This window comes from Actinomycetospora sp. NBC_00405, assembly GCF_036044095.1.
GTDB lineage: Bacteria > Actinomycetota > Actinomycetes > Mycobacteriales > Pseudonocardiaceae > Actinomycetospora > Actinomycetospora callitridis.
The window spans coordinates 1,939,083-1,959,473 of the sequence record NZ_CP107938.1; the positions used below are offsets into that span (position 1 = coordinate 1,939,083).

Here is a 20,391-nt window from a genome sequence, read left to right on the forward strand (position 1 = left end):
CCGGGAGCCGCCTCAGCGGTCGAGGCGCGCACCACCTTCCCGGCCGGCGAGCGCGAGGATCAGCTCGGCGGCGCTCGCGGCCACCGGCGTCCCCCGCCCGTGCGTCCGGTCGAGGTCGGTCGCGCTCAGGGCGAGACCCGCCGTGTCGACCCCGAAGAGGGTGCGCCCGCCCGGGGCGACGAGCTGATCGAGGACCGCCGCGGCGGCCTCGTCGGTACCGACCCGCCCGAGGGCCAGCGGCACCGTCACGTCGAGTCCGTGGATCACCACGTGGCTCAGCGAGCCGGCCATCCCGCCGCCGGGCTGGGCGAAGGAGGCCATCGTGTCGCTGCGCAGGTCCGCGACCAGCGCGGCGGGCGGCAGCGCCGCGTCGGCGGCCGCGAGGCGGTCGGAGGTGCGGGTGAAGTCGTACCCGTCGGCGGCGAGCTCGGCCGCGAAGCGGTCGGCCGGGTAGCGCGCCGCCATCGTCAGGTGGGCGACGACGTGGGCGACCGACCACCCCGCGCACAGCGAGTCCGCCGACCAGCGGTCCGGCCCGAGCGGTTCGAGCGCGTCCGCCAGCGCCGCGAACTCGGCCGCGACCATCGCGTCGAGCGTGCTGGTGCTCATGCCGGAGCCCCGTCCGTGAGGGCCTGGGTCAACCGCACCTGGTTGCCCGAGGGATCGCGGAACCCGGCGTCGATGCCGTAGGGCCGCGCCTCGGGTGGCTCGGTGAACTCGACTCCCCGGGCCGTGAGCAGCTCGTGGTCGCGCCGCACGTCGTCGGTCGCCAGGAAGATCGCACCGGCCAGGCCCTGGGACATCACGGAGCGGATGAGCTCGGTCTGCTCGCGCGCGAGCACCGGCGGCTCCGGGACCGCCATCAGCACGAGCTCCAGGTCGGCCTGCCCAGGGGGCCCGACGGTCAGCCAGCGGAAGCCGCCGAGCTCGGGGAAGGTCGCGTCCGCCCGGAGCTCGAACCCGACCTTGCGCGTCCAGAACTCCAGGGCGACCCGCTGGTCGTGGACCCAGACGTTGATGCAGTGGATGGCGAGCACGTCCCCGACGTTAGGGACCTGCGGCGCGCGGGTCCTCTCGAGAACTCCGGTTCTGCGGGCGCCCGTGCAGGCGCGTCACGCACTCCGGCACGAGCGCGTGGTCGTGCGCGGGCGGGAACGCCGTCCGGTAGGCGGTCGGGGTGCGCCCGAACATGCGCCGGAAGCTGACGGTGAAGCTACCGACGCTGCTCAGGCCCACCTCGGCGCAGACCCGGGCGACCGTGTGGTCGGTCTGGCGCAGCAGCGCCGCGGCCCGTTCCAGCCGACGCGTGAGCAGGTAGGCGTGGGGGGTGACACCGAACGCCGCGGTGAACCGGTCGCTGAAGTGGGCGGTGCTGAGCCCGGCGGCGCGGGCGAGATCGGGCACCTCGAGGGGTTCGGCGTAGGCCCGGTCGGCCAGGTCGCGCGCCCGCAGCAGGTGCCGCTCGACCGGATGCGAGGTCACCGTGCCCACCGCCCCATCATCGACCGTGGACACGCCCGTGTCACGGGCGCCGAACCCCCCGTGCGCCGGGGACGTACGCGTCCCGAGACATCCCCGCCTCCCGGAAGGAATCCCATGAAGGCCGGAGACATCGCCCCCGACTTCGAGCTCGCCGACGACACCGGCGCCCGCCGGACGCTGTCCGGGCTGCTCGCCGACGGTCCGGTGGTGCTGTTCTTCTACCCCCTGGCCTCCTCGGGCGGCTGCACCCAGGAGAGCTGTCACTTCCGCGATCTCGCGTCCGAGTTCGCCGCGGTGGGGGCCCAGCGGGTCGGCATCAGCGCCGACTCGGTGGAGAAGCAGCACACGTTCTCGACCACGAACTCCTTCGACTATCCCCTGCTCTCGGATCCCGACGGCGCCGTCGCCAAGCAGTTCGGCGCGAAGCGGTCGTGGCTGCCGGCGCTGCCGGTGAAGCGCAAGACCTTCGTCATCGACACCGACCGCACGGTGCTCGAGGTGATCGGCAGTGAGATGAAGTTCGACCTGCACGCCGACGACGCCCTCACCACCCTGCGCGAGCGCCAGGGCGCCTGACCCCGACCCGGCTCTGCCCCGTCCGGTCCGCACCGCCTCACGTGGCGCGGGCCGGGCGGGAGCCCGGCGGCAGCGGGAGGAAGCCCGAGGTGCGACGGACGTACTCGTCGTAGCCCGGTCGCTGCGACATCGACTTCTCGGTGAGCTCCTTGCCCGTCACGGACGTGAGCAGGTACGTCATCAGCAGCGGCCCGACGACGGTGACCAGGGCGAGCGGGTGGCCCGCGGCGACGACGAAGACGCCCCACCAGACGCAGGCGTCGCCGAAGTAGTTCGGGTGGCGGGTGTAGCGCCAGAGCCCCGAGTCCATGACCTTGCCCTTGTTGTCCGGGTCGGCCTTGAACGACGCGAGCTGGGCGTCGCCGACCGACTCGAAGGCGAACCCGACCAGCCACAGCAGCGCGCCGACGATCACCACGGGCAGCACCGTCGACGCCCGCACCATCGCGGCCAGCACCGGCAGGGAGACGACGAGCATGACGCCGGCCTGCGGCAGGTAGACCTTGCGCAGCACGTACGCGGTCACCGCGCCCGGCGGGTGGTCGTCGCCGAGCATCTCGGCGTAGCGCGGGTCCTCGCCCTTCCCGTGGTTGCGCCAGCCGATGTAGATCGCCAGGCGCAGGCCCCAGACCGCCACGAGCGCGAGCACGACGGTGCGCACCACGGTGTCGCCGACGCCGAGGACGCCCGAGGTCACGTAGGCGATCACGGCGACGACCACGAAGCCCAGGCCCCAGGTCACGTCGACGACGCTGTGCCGCCCGGCCAGGCGCGCGACGACCAGCGTCGCCGCGAACACCACGACGACGCCGGCCACCGCGGCCGCGAGCAGGAGGCCGAAGGCGGCCAGGTCGACGGCTGGTCTCACGAGCCCGGCGTACCCGCGCCCGAAGGCGCCCGCACCGACCAGTCGTCGCGGGTGGCGGGCATGCCGCTGCGGCCGCGGTCGGTCGGGCGGACGAGGAGGATCTGGTCGACGCCCATGCGGTTCTCCTCGAACGCCAGCGCGCCGCCGGCCAGGTAGAGCCGCCACATCCGCGCGCCGCGCTCGCCGAGGAGCCCGACGGCTTCGTCGAAGCGCTCCTCGAGCGTCGCGAGCCAGGCCCGGATCGTCGGGACGTAGTGCTCGCGCATGACGTGCACGTCGCGGACCTCGAGACCCGAGCGCTGCAGGAACGTCAGGGTGTCGCCGACGGGGCGCATCACCATGTCCGGGGTCACGTAGGTCTCGATGAAGGCGCCACCGCCGGGCGCGTTCGCCCCGCGCGACATCTGCTGGACGAGCGCCCGCCCGCCCGGCCGGAGCGCGCCGTGGAGGGTCGCGGCGAAGACCGGGTAGTGCGCGTCGCCGACGTGCTCGCCCATCTCGATCGCGCTCACGGCGTCGAACGGGCCGTCGACCGCGGTGATCTTCTCCGCGACGTCGCGGTAGTCGAGCAGGTCGACCTGTACCTGCCCGGCGAGGCCCTCGGCGCGGATCCGGGCGTTGACCTGGTCGCGCTGCTCGCGCGAGATCGTCACCGCCCGCACCTGGGCGCCGAACTCGCGCGCGGCGTGCACGGCGAGCGAGCCCCAACCGCAGCCGATGTCGAGCAGCCGGCGCCCGGGCGCGAGGTCGAGCTTGCGGCAGACCAGGTCGAGCTTGTCGCGCTGCGCCTGCTCGAGGGTGCTGTCCTCCGACGTCCAGTAGCCCGACGAGTAGGCCATCGAGTCGTCGAGCAGCAGGCTGTAGAACGCGTTGCCGGCGTCGTAGTGGTGGGCGATGACGGCCCGGTCGCGACGCTTGCTGTGCAGTCGCCCCTTGATCCTGATGGCCTCGGGCGGGGGCGCCGGCCTGGTGCCGAGCAGGCCGAGACGCACGGCCTGCGCGGCCAGCCCCGGCAGCTCGCGGGCACCGGGGCGGCGCTTCGTGATCGTCCCCGAGTTCACCAGCGCCCACATCGCCGAGAGCCCCTCGGCGAGGTCGCCGTCGACGTCGAGGTCGCCCGAGACGTAGGCGTGCGCCAGGCCCATCTCGCCCGGCTCCCAGAGGAGCCGACGCAGCGCCCGCCGCGAGCGCAGCACCACCGTCGGCACGCCGGGCCCCGGCGCCGCCCCGGCCTCGCTGCCGTCCCACGCCCGGATGCGCACCGGCACCGGGCCCTCGAGGAACGCCCCGACCGCCCCCGCCACCCGCTGTGCTGCCCCTGCGCCCACCGTGTTCTCCCTCCGTCGCGACGTCCCATGGATCGGGCGGAAGCGGCCACCGGTTCGCCCGGTTCGCATCCGTCACAGTTGCCTCGTCGCGATCGGGTGTAGGCGGCGTGTCGTCCGGGTGATGTGAGTACGGAACGTGCTGCGATTCACTCCATGGGGGTAGGACTGGGGGTCAACGACGTCCCGATCGTGGGGGAACCGGTCGCGTTCGGAGCGGGGTTCATCGCGCTCTTGTTCGTGTGCTTCTCGACGTACATCGGGAGGACCTTCTACGCCTACGCCGCGGTGGGAGGGCAGCTACTCGCACTGGTCGGACTCGCCCAGCGCACCGATGGCTTCGCGATCGCGGAGAAGGGGCCGTTGACCGGCACTGCGGTCATCGGCGGACGCGGCTGGATCGTCTCCGTCATCGTCCTCGTCGCCTGGTACGTCGCCCCGTCGCTGCTCGGGCTGGCCGGCGCGGCCCTGATCGCCTCGGGGAACCCGTGGGCTGTCCTCCTCGCCGTGACGATTTTCTCGCTCCTCGCCCTGGTCGCGGCGCGAGGCCCATTGGCCTTCACGATCCCGCTCCTGGTCATCCTCGGCCTCGGCGCCGCACTCTTCTACGGAAGCGGGCAGCAGCAGGCGTTTGCCGCGACCTTCGTGGTGTGGTTCCTCCTCATCGCCGGAGCCGTCTGGGCTTTTCGGCTACCAGCTGGCGGCGGTTCCAACACCCTCGCCGGGAAGACCCTGATCCCCGGCGTGGTGTGGCAGCTCCTGTTCATCGTCGTCGCGATCGTCGATCTCTTCGTCGGCGGCCAATTGCTCCTCCGTCCCGGCTTCGACGTCGTCTGAGGACATCCACACATGCGACCGCCTGCGTCGAGAGACATGATCTGCGGCATGGCGCGTCAGGACCGGCTCCGCCGGATCTCCCAGGCCCACGATCGGCGTCGTCCGGGGCGGCCGATGCGGCTGTGGCGCAAGCTCGCGATCCTCGCGCTCTACCCCCGCACCGACCGCGGCTTCTGGTACGGCTTCGCGATCGACCTGCTCTGGCCGGTGCTCATGGCCGTGGCGCGCTGGGACTTCCGTGGCGGGCGCCAGGTGCCGGCGTCCGGGGGCGCGCTGCTCGCGGTGAACCACCTCTCGCACGTCGACCCGATCGTCCTGGTCTCCTACTGCATGGCCCAGGGCCGCGTGCCCCGCTTCCTCGCGATGAAGGAGCTGTGGGGCCAGACGGTGGTCGGAGCGCCGCTGCGCGGGGGCCGGCACATCCCCGTCGACCGGAGCGCCTCCGGTATCGAGGCCTACCGCGCGGCGGTCGAGGCGGTCCGGCAGGGCGAGGTCGTCGTCGTCTACCCCGAGGGCGGCTTCGCCGACGACTCCGACGGATGGCCCCGCCCGGCGCGCACCGGCGTCGCGCGCATGGCCCTGGAGACCGGGGCGCCGGTGATCCCCGTGGCCCAGTGGGGCTCCAACCACCTGCTCCCGCCGAGCGCGAGGTTCGGCACGCTCTACCCGCGCGCGACCCTGCGCGTCCTCGCGGGCCCGCCGGTCGTCCTCCACGACCTGCGCGAGGGACGGATCGGGCGCACCGCCCTGCAGGCAGCCACCGACCGGATCATGGGCCGGATCACCGAGCAGCTCGCGGTGCTGCGTCGCGAGGAGCCGCCGCAGCCCGAGGTCCGCGACCCGGAGCCCGCGGCCGACCTCCAGCCGCCCGCCGTCAGCTGAACCGTTGCCCGGCTACCTGGGAGATCACGGGCGCGCCGTCCACCTCACGAACGCACGCGAGGTGCGTCTCGCGCCCCTGATCTTCGGTGCCGACCCTCGACGCGAGCCTCCGAACGAACGAACGGCGCTCCCGCTGCATCGAGTGCAACGAGAGCGCCGTTCGTTCCTGTGCCTCCGGCATGTGAGCACGTCACATGCGCGGAGCGCACCTAGCTGTTCATCTGCTTCTGCATCTCCTCCACGACGGTCGGGTCGACGAGTGTGGACGTGTCGCCCAGCTCCTCGCCCTCCGCGAGGTTCTTGAGGAGCCGCCGCATGATCTTCCCCGACCGCGTCTTCGGCAGGTCACTGGCGAAGATCACTGTCGCGGGACGGGCGAGCTTGCCGATCGACTGGGCCACCTGCTCGCGCAGCGCCTGCTCCAGCTCCTCGGTGCCCTCCTTGTCGCCCTTGAGCGACACGAAGGCGACGATCGCCTGCCCGGTGTCGTCGTCCTTGCGCGCCGCGACGGCGGCCTCGGCGACGTCGGCGTGCTCGACCAGGGCGCTCTCGACCTCGAAGGTCGAGAGACGGTGGCCGGACACGTTGACGACGTCGTCGATGCGACCCATGAGCTGGATGTCGCCGTCGGCGTCGTACTTGGCGCCGTCACCGGCGAAGTACGCGTCGGAGTACTTCGACCAGTAGGTGTCCTTGAAGCGCTCGTCGTCGTTGTAGAGCGTGCGCATCATGCCCGGCCACGGCTGGGTCAGCACGAGGTTGCCGGTCTGCTCGACGCCGAGCTGGTTGCCCTCGTCGTCGCGGACCTCCGGACGCACACCCGGGAACGGTTGCTGGGCCATGCCCGGCTTCATCGTGGTGATCCCGGGCAGCGGCGTGATCAGGATGTGCCCGGTCTCGGTCTGCCACCAGGTGTCCATGATCGGCGCCTTGCCGCTGCCGACGTGCTCGCGGTACCACTCCCAGACGTCCGGGTTGATCGGCTCACCGACGCTCCCGAGAATCTTGATCGAGCTCAGGTCGTGGCCCTCGATGTGCTGCTCGCCGGCCTTCATGTGCGACTTGATCGCCGTCGGCGAGGTGTAGAGGATCGTCACCCCGTACTTGTCGACGATGCTCCACCAGACGTCCTTGCCCGGGTAGCCGGGGACGCCCTCGAAGAGCACCGAGGTGCACCCGTTGGCCAGCGGCCCGTAGACGATGTAGCTGTGGCCGGTGATCCAGCCGATGTCGGCCGCGCACCAGTAGACCGAGTCGTCCTTGACGTCGAAGACCAGGTTGTGGGTCGTCGCGCAGCCGACCAGGTAGCCGCCGGTGGTGTGGACGACGCCCTTCGGCTTCCCGGTGGAGCCCGACGTGTAGAGCAGGAAGAGCAGGTCCTCGGACTCCATCGGCTCGCACGGGCAGTCCGACGCGTCGCCGGAGACGTCCGCGACGAGGTCGTCGAGGTAGACGTCGCGATCGCCCATCGGGATGTCCGCGCCGGAGCGCTTGACGACGACGACCTTCTCGACGGTGGTCGGGCCGGCGTCGAGACCCTCGTCGGCGTTGGTCTTCTGCGCGCCGGACTTGCCGCCACGCATCGCCTCGTCCTGGGTGATGAGGACCTTGCACTCGAGGTCGTTGCAGCGCTCGGCCACGGCCTTGCCGCTGAACCCGCCGAACACCACGGTGTGCGGCGCGCCCAGGCGGGCGCACGCCAGCATGGCCACGACGGCCTCGGGGATCATCTGCATGTAGATGCCGACCGGCACGCCCTTGCCGACACCGAGCTTCTTGAGCCCGTTGGCGAACTTGACCACCTGCTCCTGCAGCTGCGAGAAGGTGATGTCCCGCGCCTCGGACGAGTCCGGGCCGTCGTCGGGCACGACGTGCAGGGCCACCTTGTCGCCCTTGCCGTTCTCGACGTGGCGGTCGACGCAGTTGTAGCAGGCGTTGAGCTTCCCGCCCACGAACCACTTCGCATACGGCAGGTTCCACTCGAGCACCGTGTCGAAGGGCTCGAACCAGCTGATCTTGTCCTGGGCCTGCTGGCTCCAGAACTCCTCGAGGTCCTGCTCCAGCATCTCCGGCCGCACGTTGGCCGTCTTCGACAGCTCCGAGTCCGGCGGGTAGGTCTTCCCCTCCTGGCTGGTGGTCGCTTCCGACATCCGCGTGTGCCTCCCGGTCGTCGTCACGGGCACCGACGAGCGCCGTCGACGCCTGGTGCCCCTTGCTGTGTGCGTACCGTCACGCACATCCCTGCTCGAGGCAACGGTGCGGTCGGAGAAGTCGCGTCAGGGTGGCGATGATCGCCTGCGGCTGCAGTGTGACGATCACGTACGTGCCCCGACCAGACCTCCCCGATCCGGACATCGCTGTCACGGAGGGTGTCGTCGTCCCTGATGCCCAAATGTGGCGTGGCTTACGCACCGCACTGGTGCGAACGGGGTTCACGGTGGACCGGGTGGCCGCACTCCTCGGTCCGGCGGCGCGCGACGCGCTCGACCGCGGCGAGACCACGCCGGCCCGTCGGGCGATCCGGGACGCGGGCCCCGCGGGGACGCTGATCCGGCTGTTCCTGCTGGGCGACGCCGTGCCGCGGGACGAAGTGGCGGCGGCGCTGGAGCCCGCGGACGTCGACGAGGCCGTGTCCGCCGGGCTGCTCGCCGACCGGGACGGGCAGGTCTGCGCCGCGCTGGACCTGCGCCCGCACGGCGACGCGGCCGTCCCGGACGCGGCGCCGTGGTGGGTGCTCTCGGACCTCGAGGTCGACCCCGCAGGCCGGACCGCCGACCGCGAGCACGTCCTGGGGACCGGCGCGGCGTCGCTGTCGCTGGCGCGGGCGACGGTCCGCCGCCCCGTCGACACGCTCCTGGACGTGGGCACCGGGTGCGGGGTGCAGGTGCTGCACTGCTCCGGGCACGCGCGCCGGATGACGGCCACGGACGTCTCGACCCGCGCGCTGGACATGGCGCGGGTGACGCTCGCGCTCTCCGGGGTCGACGCCGAGCTCCTCGACGGCCCGTGGCTCGAGCCGGTGGCCGGTCGCCGGTTCGACCAGATCGTCAGCAACCCGCCGTTCGTGCCCGGACCGCCGCAGGTGGACCACGTCTACCGCGACTCCGGGCTCGGCGGCGACGGGGCGAGCGCGCTGCTGGTGGGCCGTCTGCCCGGCTTCCTGACCGAGGGCGGCGTCGCCCAGCTGCTCGCCTCCTGGCTGATCACCTCCGACGACTGGACCGAGCGCCCGCGCACCTGGCTCGCGGAGGCCGCCGATGCCGCCGCGCCGGGCGGTCTGGACGCGTGGGTGGTGCAGCGCGACGTCGCGGACCCCGCGCTGCACGTGGGCACCTGGCTGCGCGACGCGGGCGTCGACCCGGCCTCGCCCGAGGGCACGGCGCTCTCGGAGCGGTGGCTGGACTTCCTGGCCGGCGAGGGCGTCCACGCGATCGGGTTCGGGTTCGTGACCCTGCGCCGCACGGCCCCGGACGTCGCGGGCACGGTCGTCTGCGAGGACCTCCGCCAGTCCCACGACGACCCGCTGGGCCCCGAGATCGAGGCGTGGCTCGACCGGACCGCGTGGCTCGCCCGGCACCCCGGCGACGCCCTGCTCGACACGCGGCCCCGCGTGCCGGACACCGTCGCCCTCGAGCGCGGCCTCGTCCCCACCGACGAGGGCTGGTCGGAGGTGGCGGCGACGCTGGTGCGCCTCGACGGCCCGCAGTGGCGCCACGACGTCGACGAGCTGGGCGCCGCGCTGCTGGCCGGGTGCCGCGGGTACCTCCCGCTCCGCGACCTCCTCGAGCTGCTCGCGCTCGCCCACGGCCGCGACGCCGACGAGCTCGTCGAGGCCACCCTGCCCGTCGTCCGGGACCTGGTCCGGCACGGGATGCTCGAGTGCGGGTGAGGGTGACGTGCGGGCCGTCGTGAGCCGCGTGGCCTGGGCCCGCGTCACCGTCGAGGGCCCCGACGGTGACGAGGTCGTCGGCGCGCTGGACGCCCCGGGGCTGCTCGTGCTGCTCGGCGTCCACCGCGACGACGGTCCCGACGCCCCGGAGACGATGGCGCGCAAGCTCCACGAGCTGCGCCTCCTGCGCGACGAGCGCTCCTGCGCCGAGACCGGGGCGGGCCTGCTCGTCGTCAGCCAGTTCACCCTCTACGGCGACACGCGCAAGGGCCGGCGCCCCTCGTGGTCGGCGGCCGCACCGCCGGCGGTGGCGCGCGCGATGGTCGACGACGTGGTCGCGGCGCTACGCCGGCGTGGGGCGCCCGTCGGGGAGGGGAAGTTCGGGGCCGACATGCGCGTTGTATCGAGCAACGACGGCCCCTTCACGGTGCTCGTGGAGACGTAGCGCAGGCGCGCTCGGGCCGTCGAGTTGGAGATCCGGAACAAGTTGCCCGCGGGTGGCGCGCGCCATGCGTCGGGCACGCCACACCGGGCACCCCACTGTTGTATCCCACGACGGGAACGAACGCCGTCCCCGACGCGTTCGACCAGATGTAGCGGCGCCACAGCACCTTCGCGCCGCGCAGGGAGGAAGCAATGACGGCGACACTCGCACCGCAGACCGGCCCCGAGGCGGCCACGCCGACCGGGTCTGCCGAGAGCGACCTCGACGCCCAGGGCCCTGCGGCGGACCTCGTCCGCGTCTACCTCAACGGTATCGGAAAAACCGCGCTGCTGACGGCCGCCGACGAGGTGGACCTGGCGCGCCGCATCGAGGCGGGCGTCTACGCGGCGCACCTGCTCGAGCAGTCCGAGGACCTCGATGCCCAGCGCGCCACCGACCTCCGGGCCGTGGCCCGCGACGGCCGTCGGGCCCGCGCGCACCTGCTCGAGGCCAACCTGCGCCTGGTCGTCTCGCTGGCCAAGCGCTACACGGGACGCGGCATGCCGCTGCTGGACCTCATCCAGGAGGGCAACCTCGGGCTGATCCGTGCCGTCGAGAAGTTCGACTACGCCAAGGGCTTCAAGTTCTCGACGTACGCGACGTGGTGGATCCGCCAGGCCATCACCCGCGGCATGGCCGACCAGGCCCGCACCATCCGCCTGCCCGTCCACCTGGTCGAGCAGGTCAACAAGCTCGCCCGCATCAAGCGCGACCTCCACCAGACCCTCGGCCGCGAGGCCACCCACGAGGAGCTGGCCGAGGAGTCGGGCATCGCGGTGGAGAAGGTCTCGGACCTCCTCGACCACAGCCGCGACCCGGTGAGCCTGGACATGCCGGTCGGCTCCGAGGAGGAGGCCCCGCTCGGGGACTTCATCGAGGACGCCGAGGCCACCGACGCCGAGTCGACGGTCATCTCCGGCCTGCTCCACGACGACATGCGCCGCGTCATCGCGACGCTCGACGAGCGGGAGCAGAACGTCATCCGGCTCCGCTACGGCCTGGACGACGGGCAGCCGCGCACGCTCGACCAGATCGGCCGGCAGTTCGGGCTCTCCCGCGAGCGGGTGCGCCAGATCGAGCGCGAGGTCATGGTCAAGCTCCGCGACGGCGACCGCGCCAGCCGGCTCAGGGCGTACGCCGCGAGCTGAGTGCTGAGCCGGGCGCTGACGGGCCCCGACCGTGCGTTCGGGAACGCACCGTGTCGGGATCGTTCCGGACCGTGCCGCCCGAACTGCGCATTGACGGTGACTGGCCGGTAACGGCAGTCTGAGGTGCACGGGCCGGGTGTGACCCCACTCACGTGGGGTCCACCGGCTCGGCCAAATCCACGACGGCAGGTCGCAACCCGACCTCGCCTCGCGACGGGAGACCGGGACGGTCGGGGGCCGGCCCGGTCTTCCGACTTTCCGGGGTGCGTCCCCCCTCCGCCCTCAGGGCACCTGCCCGGTCAGCACCACCGGACGCTGGCCCAACGGGGCGTCGAGAGTGACCTCCAGCGGCGGGTAGAGCACCTCGCGTGTGCACGGTCCGGGGCCGGTCGTGAACTGGACGACCCGCAGGACGACACGCTCCGCGCCCTGCTCGACGACCTCCAGCCGCGCGTTCGTGCACCCGCCCGCGCGTCCGTAGACGCCCACGGTGCGGTCCCCGCGCGTCCACACGAGCGTCGGCAGCCCCGCCGGCAGCGCCCCGGCGTCGACCCGCTCGACCGGCAGCACCGTCGTGCCCGCGGGCGGTGTCGCCACGAGCGGGTCCGGGACCGCCGGGACGGGGCGGTTCACCGGCGGCGCCCCGGTGGGGATCGTGGCCGCGGTCGGGGGTGTCGGCGTCTCCCCCGCCTCACCGCAACCGGCGGCGAGCAGGACGACGGCGGCGAGCAGACCGAGGCGCAGGGCCGTCGGGATCGCGGGTGCGTGGCGCATGGTGCGTCCGACGGTAGGGCGCCGCCGTCCGCGGCGTGCTGCGCACCCGTGAGCACTTTCGGGTGCTCTGGACCCTGAGCGCGTCAGCGCAGACGGCGCGGCCCGACGTCGCTGGGACCCGGCGGCGGGCCGAGCACCACGGTGACGCCGGTGGCGTGCGCCCCGCGCTCGGCGGCGAGCACCGGGTCGAGCACGAGCGAGCGGATCTCGGGCACGGCGTCGGCGAGCACGCCGATCCGCAGCACCAGGTCCTCGAGCGCGGGCAGGTCCGCCCGCCGGGCGCCGCGGTAGCCGTCGAGCAACGGGGCGGCCCGGGGCGCGCGCACCAGCGTCGCCGCGTCCATCGTCGAGAGCGGCGTGGCGCGGTAGGCGCGGTCGCCGAGCAGCTCCCCCACCACCCCGGCGAGCCCGAACGACACGAGCGAGCCGAACGACGGGTCGTCGCGGACCTCCACCACGCACGGGATGCCGGGCGGGGCCTGCACCTGGATGTACACCTCGTCCGAGCCCGAGAGCTCGACGAGCTGCTCGTAGGCGCTCGCGATCGCGGTGGACTCGGTGAGCCCCACGTGCACCCCGCGCAGGTCGCTGCGGTGCCGCCACCCGCGATCGGCGGTCTTGAGCACGACCGCACCGCCCAGCTCCCGCGCCACGGCCACCGCGTCGTCGGCCGACCGCACCCGGCGGAACGGTGCCACGACCACGCCGACGCAGCGCAGCAGCGCGTCGGCCTGCTCGTCGGTGAGCAGCGTGCGCGGGCCGGGATCGATCGCCGCGACGAGCGTGCGCGCCGCCTCGACGTCGACGCCGGACGGGACGACGAAGTCGCCGACCGGCCGCGAGCGCCACTGCGTGTAGCGCACCGCACGAGAGAGCGCGAGCACCGCGCGCTCGGGGCTCGGGTAGGACGGGATGCTGCCGCGCTGCGGACCGCCGTGCTCGCCGTCGTAGACGGTGAGCACCTCGGGCACGCCCTCCGAGGCGAGGAACGTCGAGACCACCGGCTTCTCCGCGCCGCGCACGGCGTCGGCGAGGGCCCGGGCGTGGTCGGTGGCGTCGGTGGTGATGGCGGGGACGTAGACGACGACGAGGGCGTCGCACTGGTCGTCGGCGAGGAGGTCGGCCACCGCCGCGCGCAGCTCCTCGGCGCCGCTGGACGTCCCCAGGTCGACGGGGTCCCGGGCGAGGAACAGGCCCTGGGCGAGCACGACGTCCGCGGCCAGCACGCCCAGCGCCGTGGAGTTGCCGACGATCCCGATCCGCGGGCCCGGCGGCAGCGGCTGGTGCGCGAGCAGCTGGGCGGCGTCGAAGAGCTCGTCGACCGAGTCGACCCGGATCACCCCGGACTGGTCGAACACCGCGCCCACGGCGACCTCGTCGATGGGCTGCGCGCTGCCCGCGAGACCCGGCGCCGCGGCGACGTGGCGCCCGCTCTTCACCGCGATCACGGGCTTCTGCCGGGCGAGCCGGCGCGCGACCCGGGCGAACTTGCGCGGGTTGCCGAAGGTCTCCAGGTAGAGCAGCACGACGTCGGTGTCGGGATCGGTGTCCCAGTACTGCATGAGGTCGTTGCCCGACAGGTCGGCGCGGTTGCCGGCCGAGACGAACGACGACAGCCCCAGACGACGCTCGGCCGCGGCGGCGAGGATCTGGATGCCGAGCGCGCCGGACTGGCAGAAGAAGCCCACCCGGCCCGGCGGGGGCAGCCGCGGCGCGAGCGAGGCGTTGAGCGACACCTCGGCGGCGAGGTTGACGACGCCGAGCGCGCTCGGCCCCACCACCCGCATGCCGTTCGCGCGGGCGGCGGTGACCAGCTCGCGCTGCGCGGCGAGGCCGGTCGGGCCGGTCTCGCCGAAGCCCGAGGTGATGACGACGAGCCCCCGTACCCCCTTCTCGAGGCACGCGTCGAAGACGCCGGGCACCTCGTCCGGCGGGACCGCCAGGACGGCGAGGTCCACGTCGTCGGGGATCTCGGTGACACACGGGTACGCGCGCACCCCGCGCACCGACCGCGCCTCGGGGTGCACCGGGTAGACGGGGCCGGTGAACCCGCTGCGCAGGAGGTTCGCGAGGACGACATGGCCGATCTTCGTCTCGTCGGGCGAGGCGCCCACGACGGCCACGGAGCGCGGCGAGAGCACGTTGGCGACGCTGCGGGCCTCGGCGCGCTGCTCCCGGGACAGCTGCACCTCGCGGGCCCGCGAGGTGGACGCGACGTCGAACTCCAGGTGCAGCGTCGACCCCTCGAGCGCGCGGCTGACCTCGAACCCGGCGTCGCGGAAGACGCGGACCATCTGGTGGTTCTCGGTGAGGACCTCGGCGACGAAGCGCGTGAGGCCGCACTCGCGGGCGGCCGCGGCGAGGTGCTCGAGCAGGATCGACCCGAGACCCCGGCCCTGGTGGTCGTCGCGCACCACGAACGCGACCTCGGCCGCCGTGGTCTGCGCGAGCCGCACGTAGCGCCCGATCGCGATGATCTCGCGGCCGAGCCAGAGCACGAGGGCGACGCGGTCGTGGTGGTCGACCTCGACGAAGTTCTTGAGGTCGCGCTCGGGGATGTGCGGGTACGGGCTGAAGTACCGGAAGTAGCGGGTGCGGTCCGACAGCCGCCCGTGGAACGCGACCACGTCCTCGGCGTCGTCGGCCGAGATCGGGCGCAGGTGTGCCGTCGCGCCGTCGGAGGCCACGACGTCGGCCTCCCAGTGCGCGGGATAGGGCGCGTCGGGCACCGCCCGGACCTCAGCGGTCGTGGCGTCGGGGTCGGCGATCTCGGTCATCCTCGCCCTCGTCGGGGTCTCAGTCGCGGGTGTCCGCCGGGTCCAGGCCGTGCAGGGGGAACACCGCGCGGCGGGTCTCGAGCAGGAACGGGTCCACCTCGACCTCGGTGAAGCCGCCCCAGCGCTCGAAGTCGGTGGGGGCGTCCTCGGTCATCGACGTCGGCAGGGGGCGCCGGGTCTTCCCGGTGGCGTACGACGTCCAGTCCGCGGGGATCGGGCGGTTCGGCTCGACGTCGCGGTCGAGGACGGTGGCCAGCAGGTGGGTCCAGGACCGGGGCACGGCACGGAAGAGCCCGTAGCCGCCCCCGCCGAGGGCGAGCCACTTGCCGTCCGAGTACTCGGCCGCCAGCTCCCGCAGCCTGCTGTAGATCGCGCGGTGGCCGTCGACGGTGAGCGACAGCTCGGCCAGCGGGTCCTCGTGGTGGGTGTCCACCCCGCACTGGGTGACGAGGATCTGCGGCCGGAAGGAGCCCAGCAACGACGGGACGACGGCGCTGAACGCCCGCAGCCAGCCCTGGTCGCGGGTGCCGGGCGGCAGCGCGAGGTTGACCGCCGTGCCCGACGCCCGGCCGCCGCCGAGCTCGGAGGCGAAGCCGGTGCCGGGCCACAGCGTCCGCGGGTGCTGGTGCATCGAGATCGTCAGCACGCGGTCGTCGTCGTAGAACGCGGCCTGGACGCCGTCGCCGTGGTGGACGTCGGTGTCGAGGTAGGCGATCCGGTCGTAGCCGTGGTCGAGCAGCCAGGAGATCGCCACCGCGCAGTCGTTGTAGACGCAGAAGCCCCACGCGTGGTCGGCCATGGCGTGGTGCAGCCCGCCGGCGATGTTGATCGCGCGGTCGGCGCGGCCCTCGGCGATCTCCCGGGCCGCGGCGATCGACGCCCCGGTGGCCAGGGCGCTCGCCTCGTGCATGCCCTCGAAGATCGGGTTGTCGGACGTCCCGAGCTGGTGGACCATGTCGTCACCGCGCTCGGGGGCGACCCGCACGGCCTCGAGGTAGCTGGCCACGTGGACGCGGCGCAGCTCCTCGTCGGGCGCCATCGTCGGGGTCAGCAGGTCGACGCCGTCGAGCACGCCCAGCGAGCGCGCGAGGCGCATCGTGAGGTCGAGGCGGACCGGGTGCAGCGGATGCGACTCGGAGAGCTTGTAGCCCAGCAGGCTCTCGTCCCAGACCACGGCCACGCGGGCCGGGTCGACCGTCGGGGCTCCGGATCTGCTCACGTGGCGACGGTACCGGGGCCGGTCTCCACCGGCCGTCCCGTGCCGCACCAGTGCGACCAGCTCCCGACGTAGAGCCCGGCGGGATCCGCGGGCGTCCGCAGGCCGGCGTGCTCCAGCCCGAGCACGAGCATCGCCGCGCTCACCCCGGAGCCGCAGTAGGCGCCGACCGCCCCCGCCTCCTCGACCAAGGGGCGCAGCACCGACGCCGCGTCGTCGGCGGCACGCCAGTGGCCGTCGTCGCCGATGAGGGTGGCGGCCGGCAGGTTCTCGGCCCCGGGCACGTGGCCGGCGACCGGGTCGATCGGCTCGGTCTCGCCCCGGAAGCGCTCGGCGGCGCGCCCGTCGAGCAGGACGGCGTCGCGCGCCGCGGCGACGTCGGCCGCGCCGGACGCGGTGAGCACCGGCATCGCGCCGGCGTCGACGCGCAGGGTGCCGGGGCGGCGCACGCCCCCGACGACCGTCGAGACCTCGCCGCCCGCGGCCACCCACGCCGGCCAGCCGCCGTCGAGCACCGCGACCCGGTCGGGCCGGATGCCCGCCCAGCGCAGCACCCACCAGGCCCGCGACGACGCCATCCCGTCGCCGCCGTCGTAGACGACGATCTCGGAGTCGTCCACGGCGCCGGCGCGCTGCAGGGTCTCCTCGAGCACGTCGGGGTCGGGCAGTGGGTGGCGGCCCGCGGGGCCCGGCGGGCCGGCGAGCTCGGTGTCGAGGTCGACGTAGACCGCGCCGGGGATATGCCCGGCCTCGTGCTCGACGAGGCCCGGCGGGTCCTCGCGGGCGGCGGCCTTGCGCTCCTTGGCGTTGCGGGGCGGCGGCCGCAGCGTCCACCGCACGTCGAGCACCACCGGGCGTCCCTCGGAGCGCGCGAGGGCGTCCCGGAGCCAGTCGACGGGCACGACGGGGGTGGGCAGGGGACCCGACTCGGTGTCCATGCGTCGATCGTGCCCTGTGGCACCACCTCGCCGCCGTATCGGTGTCGGACGGCGTCGGTACTATTGGTGAGCGGAAAGGGGTGTGCATGAACGACCTCATCGACACCACCGAGATGTACCTCCGGACGATCTACGAGCTCGAGGAGGAAGGGGTCGTCCCCCTCCGGGCCCGCATCGCCGAGCGTCTGGAGCAGAGCGGTCCCACCGTCAGCCAGACCGTCGCCCGCATGGAGCGCGACGGCCTGGTCCACGTCGCGGGCGATCGTCATCTCGAGCTCACCCCCGGCGGGCGCGCCAAGGCGGTGGCCGTGATGCGGAAGCACCGTCTCGCCGAGCTGCTGCTCGTCAACGTCATCGGGCTCGAGTGGGAGCACGTGCACGTCGAGGCGTGCCGCTGGGAGCACGTCATGAGCGACGCCGTCGAGCGCAAGCTCTTCACGCTGCTCGGCGAGCCCTCGGTGTCGCCGTACGGCAACCCGATCCCCGGCCTTGAGACCCTCCGCAACAGCGACGGCGAGGAGCCCGCGGCCCCGACGCGCACCCCGACGCCCGACGAGGCGGGTCTCGTGCGGCTCGACGAGTTCGCGCGCGGCGGCGGCGGCAAGGTCGAGGTGCGCCGCATCGCCGAGCACATCCAGCTCAACGAGCAGCTCATGGCCGACCTCAAGAGCGCCGGCGTGCTGCCGGGCAGCGACGTCGACGTCGTGGCCATCCCCCGCTTCGGCGACGCCGTGGGTGTCGGCCACAAGGGCTCGAGCGCGCAGGTCGACCCGCTGGTGGCCCACGCCGTGCTGGTGCGCGCCCAGTAGCTCCTCCCCCCGCCGGGCCCCCGCCGGTGGGCCCGGCACACTGGCCGCATGACGCTGGTGGTGACGGGGGGCGCTGGGTACGTGGGCAGCGTGTGCGCCCGGTACCTGCTGGACGCGGGCAACGACGTGGTGGTGGTCGACGACCTGTCGACCGGGCACCGGGACGCGGTGCCCGACGGCGCGCGGCTCGTGGTGGGCGACGTCGCGGAGGTCGCCGACGAGGTGCTCGGCGCGGGTGACGTCGACGGCGTGGTGCACTGCGCGGCGCGCTCGCTGGTGGGCGAGTCAGCCGAGAAGCCCGCGAAGTACTGGCACGGCAACGTCGTGACCACCGTCGCGCTGCTCGACGCCCTGCGGCGCCACGACGTGCCGCGGCTGGTGTTCTCCTCGAGCGCGGCCACCTACGGCGAGCCCGAGGGCTCCCCGATCACCGAGGACGCGCCGACGCGCCCGACCAACACCTACGGCGCGACGAAGCTCGCCGTCGACCTCGCGATCGGCAACTACACCGCGGCCTCGGGCGGCGCGCTCGGCGCCGTGAGCCTGCGCTACTTCAACGTCGCCGGGGCGCACGGCACCGACGGCAGCGGCGACACGGGCGGCACCGGCGCGCTGGGCGAGCGGCACACCGTCGAGACCCACCTCATCCCCCTGGTCCTCCAGGTCGCCCTCGGGCAGCGCGACGAGATCGCGATCTACGGCGACGACTGGCCGACGCCCGACGGCACCTGCGTGCGCGACTACATCCACGTCGACGACCTCGCCGAGGCCCACGTGCTCGCGCTGGACCTGCTGGCCCGCGGCGACGCCGGGTCGGTGCGCGAGGCGGACGGCCACCTCGTGTGCAACCTGGGGAACGGGCAGGGCTTCTCGGTGCTCGAGGTGATCGAGGCCTGCCGCCGGGTGACCGGCCACGCCATCCCGGCGCGCGTGGCGCCGCGGCGCGCCGGCGACCCGGGCGTGCTCGTCGCGTCGTCGGCCCGGGCCCGCGCCGAGCTGGGCTGGAAGCCCACCCGCACCGACCTCGACGGCATCGTCGCCGACGCCTGGGCCTTCGCCCGCGCGCGGGCCTGAGCCCGCGTCACCCCGCCCGACCTCGCAGCCGCGCACCCGACTCGGCGCTGGCCTCGCGGATGATCGTGCGCACCGCATCGGGCCCGGCGCCCGACGCGAGCAGCGCCTCGACGAGCCCGGTGAGCCGGTGGCCCGGGTCGGCGCGGCGCGCCCGCTCCAGCGCCACCCCCACGAGCGCCGAGCCGCCGCGCACGAGCAGCCCGCAGGCCAGCAGGATCGCGGGCTCGGCGACCTCGGGCGCCGGGACGGCCCGCACCAGCAGGGTCCAGAGCTGCTCGGCGGCCGCCGCGACCGCCTCGTCGGGGTCGAGCGCCCAGCCCATCACGGTGTCCCGGACGTCCGGGTCGGTGAGCGCCACCGCGACGCGCGCCATCTCCGCGTCGCCGAGCACCCGGCCGGCGGCCACCTCGCCGCGTGCGGTGACGACCGCGTCGAGATCCCGGCGCGCGGCCGCCTGCCCGGCCAGCTCCCGGTCGAGCGCGGCGGCCTCGAACTCCGCGGCGAGCAGCTCGGGCATCCGGTGGTGCGACCCCGCCGGCGCCAGCGACGCCTCGAGCTCGTCACGCGAGGCGTAGGTGACCTGCCCGAGCCAGGCCGCCGCGGCCGCGAGCGGGGAGTCCTCGGTGGGCGCGACGGCGCCCCGGCAGTCGCACGGCGGGTAGCACCGCCACGGCGCCCCGGTGGCGATCGCGGGCACCCACAGCCGTGAGGGCACGGCGACCCCGCGCCGGATGAAGGCCTCGCGGACGGCGTCGGCGACGTCGGGCCGGGGTGGCTCGCCGTCGTCCGGGCCGGAGGCGACCACGATCACCGCGATCTCGACGGGGCCGGTGGGCACCACCCGGGCCGCGCAGCCCTCGACGACGGCCTCGACGTCGTCGGGGCCGGGTAGGTCGGCCCGGGCGACCACGCCGAGCCGTCGACGCCGGCCGCCCCCGTGGACGGCGATGATCACCACGGACTCCACGGGGCGGAAGCCGAGCAGGTGCGGGACGGCGGCGATGAGCTCGCCGGGTTCGTGCAGGCGGAGTCGGAGGGGGCCGGGGGCGGTGGTCGGTGTGCCGGGCGGGGCGTCGGACGACGGGCGGCCGGGGCGGTGGTCGGTGCTCACACGGGTTCGGACGCAGCGGCGGCCCCACCGGATCCATCGGGTTTCCGGGCCTGTGGACAACCGCGGTTCCCCGTACCGTCACGCGATCCGCTTGCCGGGGCCCCCGGCGGCGGCGAGGGTGGGGCCGTGCACCCCGTGGATCCCCCGACGGACGCCTCCGCCACCGACGTCACGGCTGCCGTCGCTGACGGTTCGACTGGG

General features: G+C 73.9%; 19 protein-coding genes. 8 read left to right on the forward strand and 11 right to left on the reverse strand.

Going from position 1 to position 20,391, the window contains the following annotated elements; all coding sequences use genetic code 11:
- Positions 1 to 12: 12 nt before the first annotated feature.
- Genes OG774_RS09595 through OG774_RS09605 form a run of 3 tightly spaced genes read right to left on the reverse strand, consistent with a single transcriptional unit; the run spans position 13 to position 1,482 of the window.
- Complete coding sequence (locus OG774_RS09595; protein WP_328308885.1) at positions 13 to 609, reverse strand: maleylpyruvate isomerase family mycothiol-dependent enzyme; 597 nt, start codon at positions 607 to 609, stop codon at positions 13 to 15.
- On the reverse strand, positions 606 to 1,037 hold the full coding sequence (locus tag OG774_RS09600; protein ID WP_328308886.1) for a VOC family protein: 432 nt from the start codon (positions 1,035 to 1,037) through the stop codon (positions 606 to 608). Before OG774_RS09600 ends, OG774_RS09595 begins: the two co-directional genes overlap by 4 nt.
- 10 nt (positions 1,038 to 1,047) lie before the next feature.
- The gene (locus OG774_RS09605) at positions 1,048 to 1,482 is read right to left on the reverse strand and encodes an AraC family transcriptional regulator (RefSeq protein WP_328308887.1); all 435 of its coding nucleotides are present in this window, start codon (positions 1,480 to 1,482) and stop codon (positions 1,048 to 1,050) included.
- A 114-nt stretch (positions 1,483 to 1,596) separates the two neighbouring features.
- Here OG774_RS09605 and OG774_RS09610 point away from each other — a divergent pair, with 114 nt between their 5' ends.
- Complete coding sequence (locus OG774_RS09610; RefSeq protein WP_328308889.1) at positions 1,597 to 2,058, forward strand: peroxiredoxin; 462 nt, start codon at positions 1,597 to 1,599, stop codon at positions 2,056 to 2,058.
- 37 nt (positions 2,059 to 2,095) lie between these two features.
- Here the strand turns inward: OG774_RS09610 and OG774_RS09615 are convergent, their stop codons facing one another.
- Together OG774_RS09615 and OG774_RS09620 are read right to left on the reverse strand one after the other, a co-directional pair.
- The gene (locus OG774_RS09615; RefSeq protein WP_328308891.1) at positions 2,096 to 2,926 is read right to left on the reverse strand and encodes a DUF1295 domain-containing protein; all 831 of its coding nucleotides are present in this window, start codon (positions 2,924 to 2,926) and stop codon (positions 2,096 to 2,098) included.
- The gene (locus tag OG774_RS09620; protein WP_328308893.1) at positions 2,923 to 4,254 is read right to left on the reverse strand and encodes a cyclopropane-fatty-acyl-phospholipid synthase family protein; all 1,332 of its coding nucleotides are present in this window, start codon (positions 4,252 to 4,254) and stop codon (positions 2,923 to 2,925) included. The genes OG774_RS09615 and OG774_RS09620 overlap by 4 nt, the downstream gene beginning before the upstream one ends.
- Before the next feature lie 189 nt (positions 4,255 to 4,443).
- Between OG774_RS09620 and OG774_RS09625 the strand changes: the two genes are divergently transcribed.
- Both OG774_RS09625 and OG774_RS09630 read left to right on the forward strand, forming a co-directional pair.
- On the forward strand, positions 4,444 to 5,088 hold the full coding sequence (locus tag OG774_RS09625; RefSeq protein WP_328308895.1) for a M50 family metallopeptidase: 645 nt from the start codon (positions 4,444 to 4,446) through the stop codon (positions 5,086 to 5,088).
- Positions 5,089 to 5,136: 48 nt separating this feature from the next.
- On the forward strand, positions 5,137 to 5,970 hold the full coding sequence (locus OG774_RS09630) for a lysophospholipid acyltransferase family protein (protein WP_328308897.1): 834 nt from the start codon (positions 5,137 to 5,139) through the stop codon (positions 5,968 to 5,970).
- A 209-nt stretch (positions 5,971 to 6,179) separates the two neighbouring features.
- On the opposite strand, the gene acs is transcribed toward OG774_RS09630, so the two are convergent.
- Positions 6,180 to 8,120 carry an acetate--CoA ligase gene (acs, locus tag OG774_RS09635; RefSeq protein WP_328308899.1) on the reverse strand — a complete coding sequence of 647 codons (1,941 nt, stop codon included), beginning with the start codon at positions 8,118 to 8,120 and terminating at the stop codon, positions 6,180 to 6,182.
- A gap of 242 nt (positions 8,121 to 8,362) precedes the next feature.
- Here acs and OG774_RS09640 point away from each other — a divergent pair, with 242 nt between their 5' ends.
- From OG774_RS09640 to OG774_RS09650, 3 genes are all read left to right on the forward strand, one after another.
- Positions 8,363 to 9,859, forward strand: a complete 1,497-nt coding sequence (locus OG774_RS09640) for a DUF7782 domain-containing protein (RefSeq protein WP_328308901.1) — start codon at positions 8,363 to 8,365, stop codon at positions 9,857 to 9,859.
- A 7-nt stretch (positions 9,860 to 9,866) separates the two neighbouring features.
- Positions 9,867 to 10,304, forward strand: a complete 438-nt coding sequence (dtd, locus tag OG774_RS09645) for a D-aminoacyl-tRNA deacylase (protein WP_328308903.1) — start codon at positions 9,867 to 9,869, stop codon at positions 10,302 to 10,304.
- Positions 10,305 to 10,495: 191 nt separating this feature from the next.
- Positions 10,496 to 11,491, forward strand: a complete 996-nt coding sequence (locus OG774_RS09650; protein WP_328308905.1) for a sigma-70 family RNA polymerase sigma factor — start codon at positions 10,496 to 10,498, stop codon at positions 11,489 to 11,491.
- Positions 11,492 to 11,773: 282 nt separating this feature from the next.
- Here the strand turns inward: OG774_RS09650 and OG774_RS09655 are convergent, their stop codons facing one another.
- From OG774_RS09655 to OG774_RS09670, 4 genes are all read right to left on the reverse strand, one after another.
- Entirely contained in the window at positions 11,774 to 12,265 is a 492-nt protein-coding gene (locus OG774_RS09655; protein ID WP_328308907.1) for a hypothetical protein, read from the reverse strand.
- An 83-nt stretch (positions 12,266 to 12,348) separates the two neighbouring features.
- Positions 12,349 to 15,042: a bifunctional acetate--CoA ligase family protein/GNAT family N-acetyltransferase gene (locus tag OG774_RS09660; protein ID WP_328308909.1), complete on the reverse strand. Its 2,694-nt coding sequence runs from the start codon at positions 15,040 to 15,042 to the stop codon at positions 12,349 to 12,351.
- 19 nt (positions 15,043 to 15,061) lie between these two features.
- Positions 15,062 to 16,261 (reverse strand): acetoin utilization protein AcuC, encoded by a 1,200-nt coding sequence (locus OG774_RS09665; RefSeq protein ID WP_328308911.1) that lies wholly within the window; start codon positions 16,259 to 16,261, stop codon positions 15,062 to 15,064.
- A complete protein-coding gene (locus tag OG774_RS09670) occupies positions 16,258 to 17,196 on the reverse strand; it encodes a sulfurtransferase (RefSeq protein ID WP_328308913.1) in 939 nt (312 codons plus the stop codon). Before OG774_RS09670 ends, OG774_RS09665 begins: the two co-directional genes overlap by 4 nt.
- A gap of 86 nt (positions 17,197 to 17,282) precedes the next feature.
- Between OG774_RS09670 and OG774_RS09675 the strand changes: the two genes are divergently transcribed.
- Together OG774_RS09675 and galE are read left to right on the forward strand one after the other, a co-directional pair.
- Positions 17,283 to 18,005 (forward strand): metal-dependent transcriptional regulator, encoded by a 723-nt coding sequence (locus tag OG774_RS09675; RefSeq protein ID WP_328308915.1) that lies wholly within the window; start codon positions 17,283 to 17,285, stop codon positions 18,003 to 18,005.
- Positions 18,006 to 18,053: 48 nt separating this feature from the next.
- Positions 18,054 to 19,079 carry a UDP-glucose 4-epimerase GalE gene (gene galE, locus OG774_RS09680; protein WP_328308916.1) on the forward strand — a complete coding sequence of 342 codons (1,026 nt, stop codon included), beginning with the start codon at positions 18,054 to 18,056 and terminating at the stop codon, positions 19,077 to 19,079.
- 7 nt (positions 19,080 to 19,086) lie between these two features.
- Here the strand turns inward: galE and OG774_RS09685 are convergent, their stop codons facing one another.
- The gene (locus tag OG774_RS09685) at positions 19,087 to 20,190 is read right to left on the reverse strand and encodes a DUF4192 domain-containing protein (protein WP_328308918.1); all 1,104 of its coding nucleotides are present in this window, start codon (positions 20,188 to 20,190) and stop codon (positions 19,087 to 19,089) included.
- Between the last annotated feature and the right edge of the window lie 201 nt (positions 20,191 to 20,391).

What these genes read in the sequence shown, in the direction of transcription:
- OG774_RS09595 (WP_328308885.1), bottom strand. Translation starts at nt 609, where the DNA reads ATGAGCACCAGCACGCTCGACGCGATGGTCGCGGCCGAGTTCGCGGCG.
- OG774_RS09610 (WP_328308889.1), top strand. Translation starts at nt 1,597, where the DNA reads ATGAAGGCCGGAGACATCGCCCCCGACTTCGAGCTCGCCGACGACACC.
- OG774_RS09630 (WP_328308897.1), top strand. Translation starts at nt 5,137, where the DNA reads ATGGCGCGTCAGGACCGGCTCCGCCGGATCTCCCAGGCCCACGATCGG.
- acs (WP_328308899.1), bottom strand. Translation starts at nt 8,120, where the DNA reads ATGTCGGAAGCGACCACCAGCCAGGAGGGGAAGACCTACCCGCCGGAC.
- OG774_RS09640 (WP_328308901.1), top strand. Translation starts at nt 8,363, where the DNA reads ATGTGGCGTGGCTTACGCACCGCACTGGTGCGAACGGGGTTCACGGTG.
- OG774_RS09650 (WP_328308905.1), top strand. Translation starts at nt 10,496, where the DNA reads ATGACGGCGACACTCGCACCGCAGACCGGCCCCGAGGCGGCCACGCCG.
- OG774_RS09655 (WP_328308907.1), bottom strand. Translation starts at nt 12,265, where the DNA reads ATGCGCCACGCACCCGCGATCCCGACGGCCCTGCGCCTCGGTCTGCTC.
- OG774_RS09660 (WP_328308909.1), bottom strand. Translation starts at nt 15,042, where the DNA reads ATGACCGAGATCGCCGACCCCGACGCCACGACCGCTGAGGTCCGGGCG.
- OG774_RS09670 (WP_328308913.1), bottom strand. Translation starts at nt 17,196, where the DNA reads ATGGACACCGAGTCGGGTCCCCTGCCCACCCCCGTCGTGCCCGTCGAC.
- OG774_RS09675 (WP_328308915.1), top strand. Translation starts at nt 17,283, where the DNA reads ATGAACGACCTCATCGACACCACCGAGATGTACCTCCGGACGATCTAC.
- galE (WP_328308916.1), top strand. Translation starts at nt 18,054, where the DNA reads ATGACGCTGGTGGTGACGGGGGGCGCTGGGTACGTGGGCAGCGTGTGC.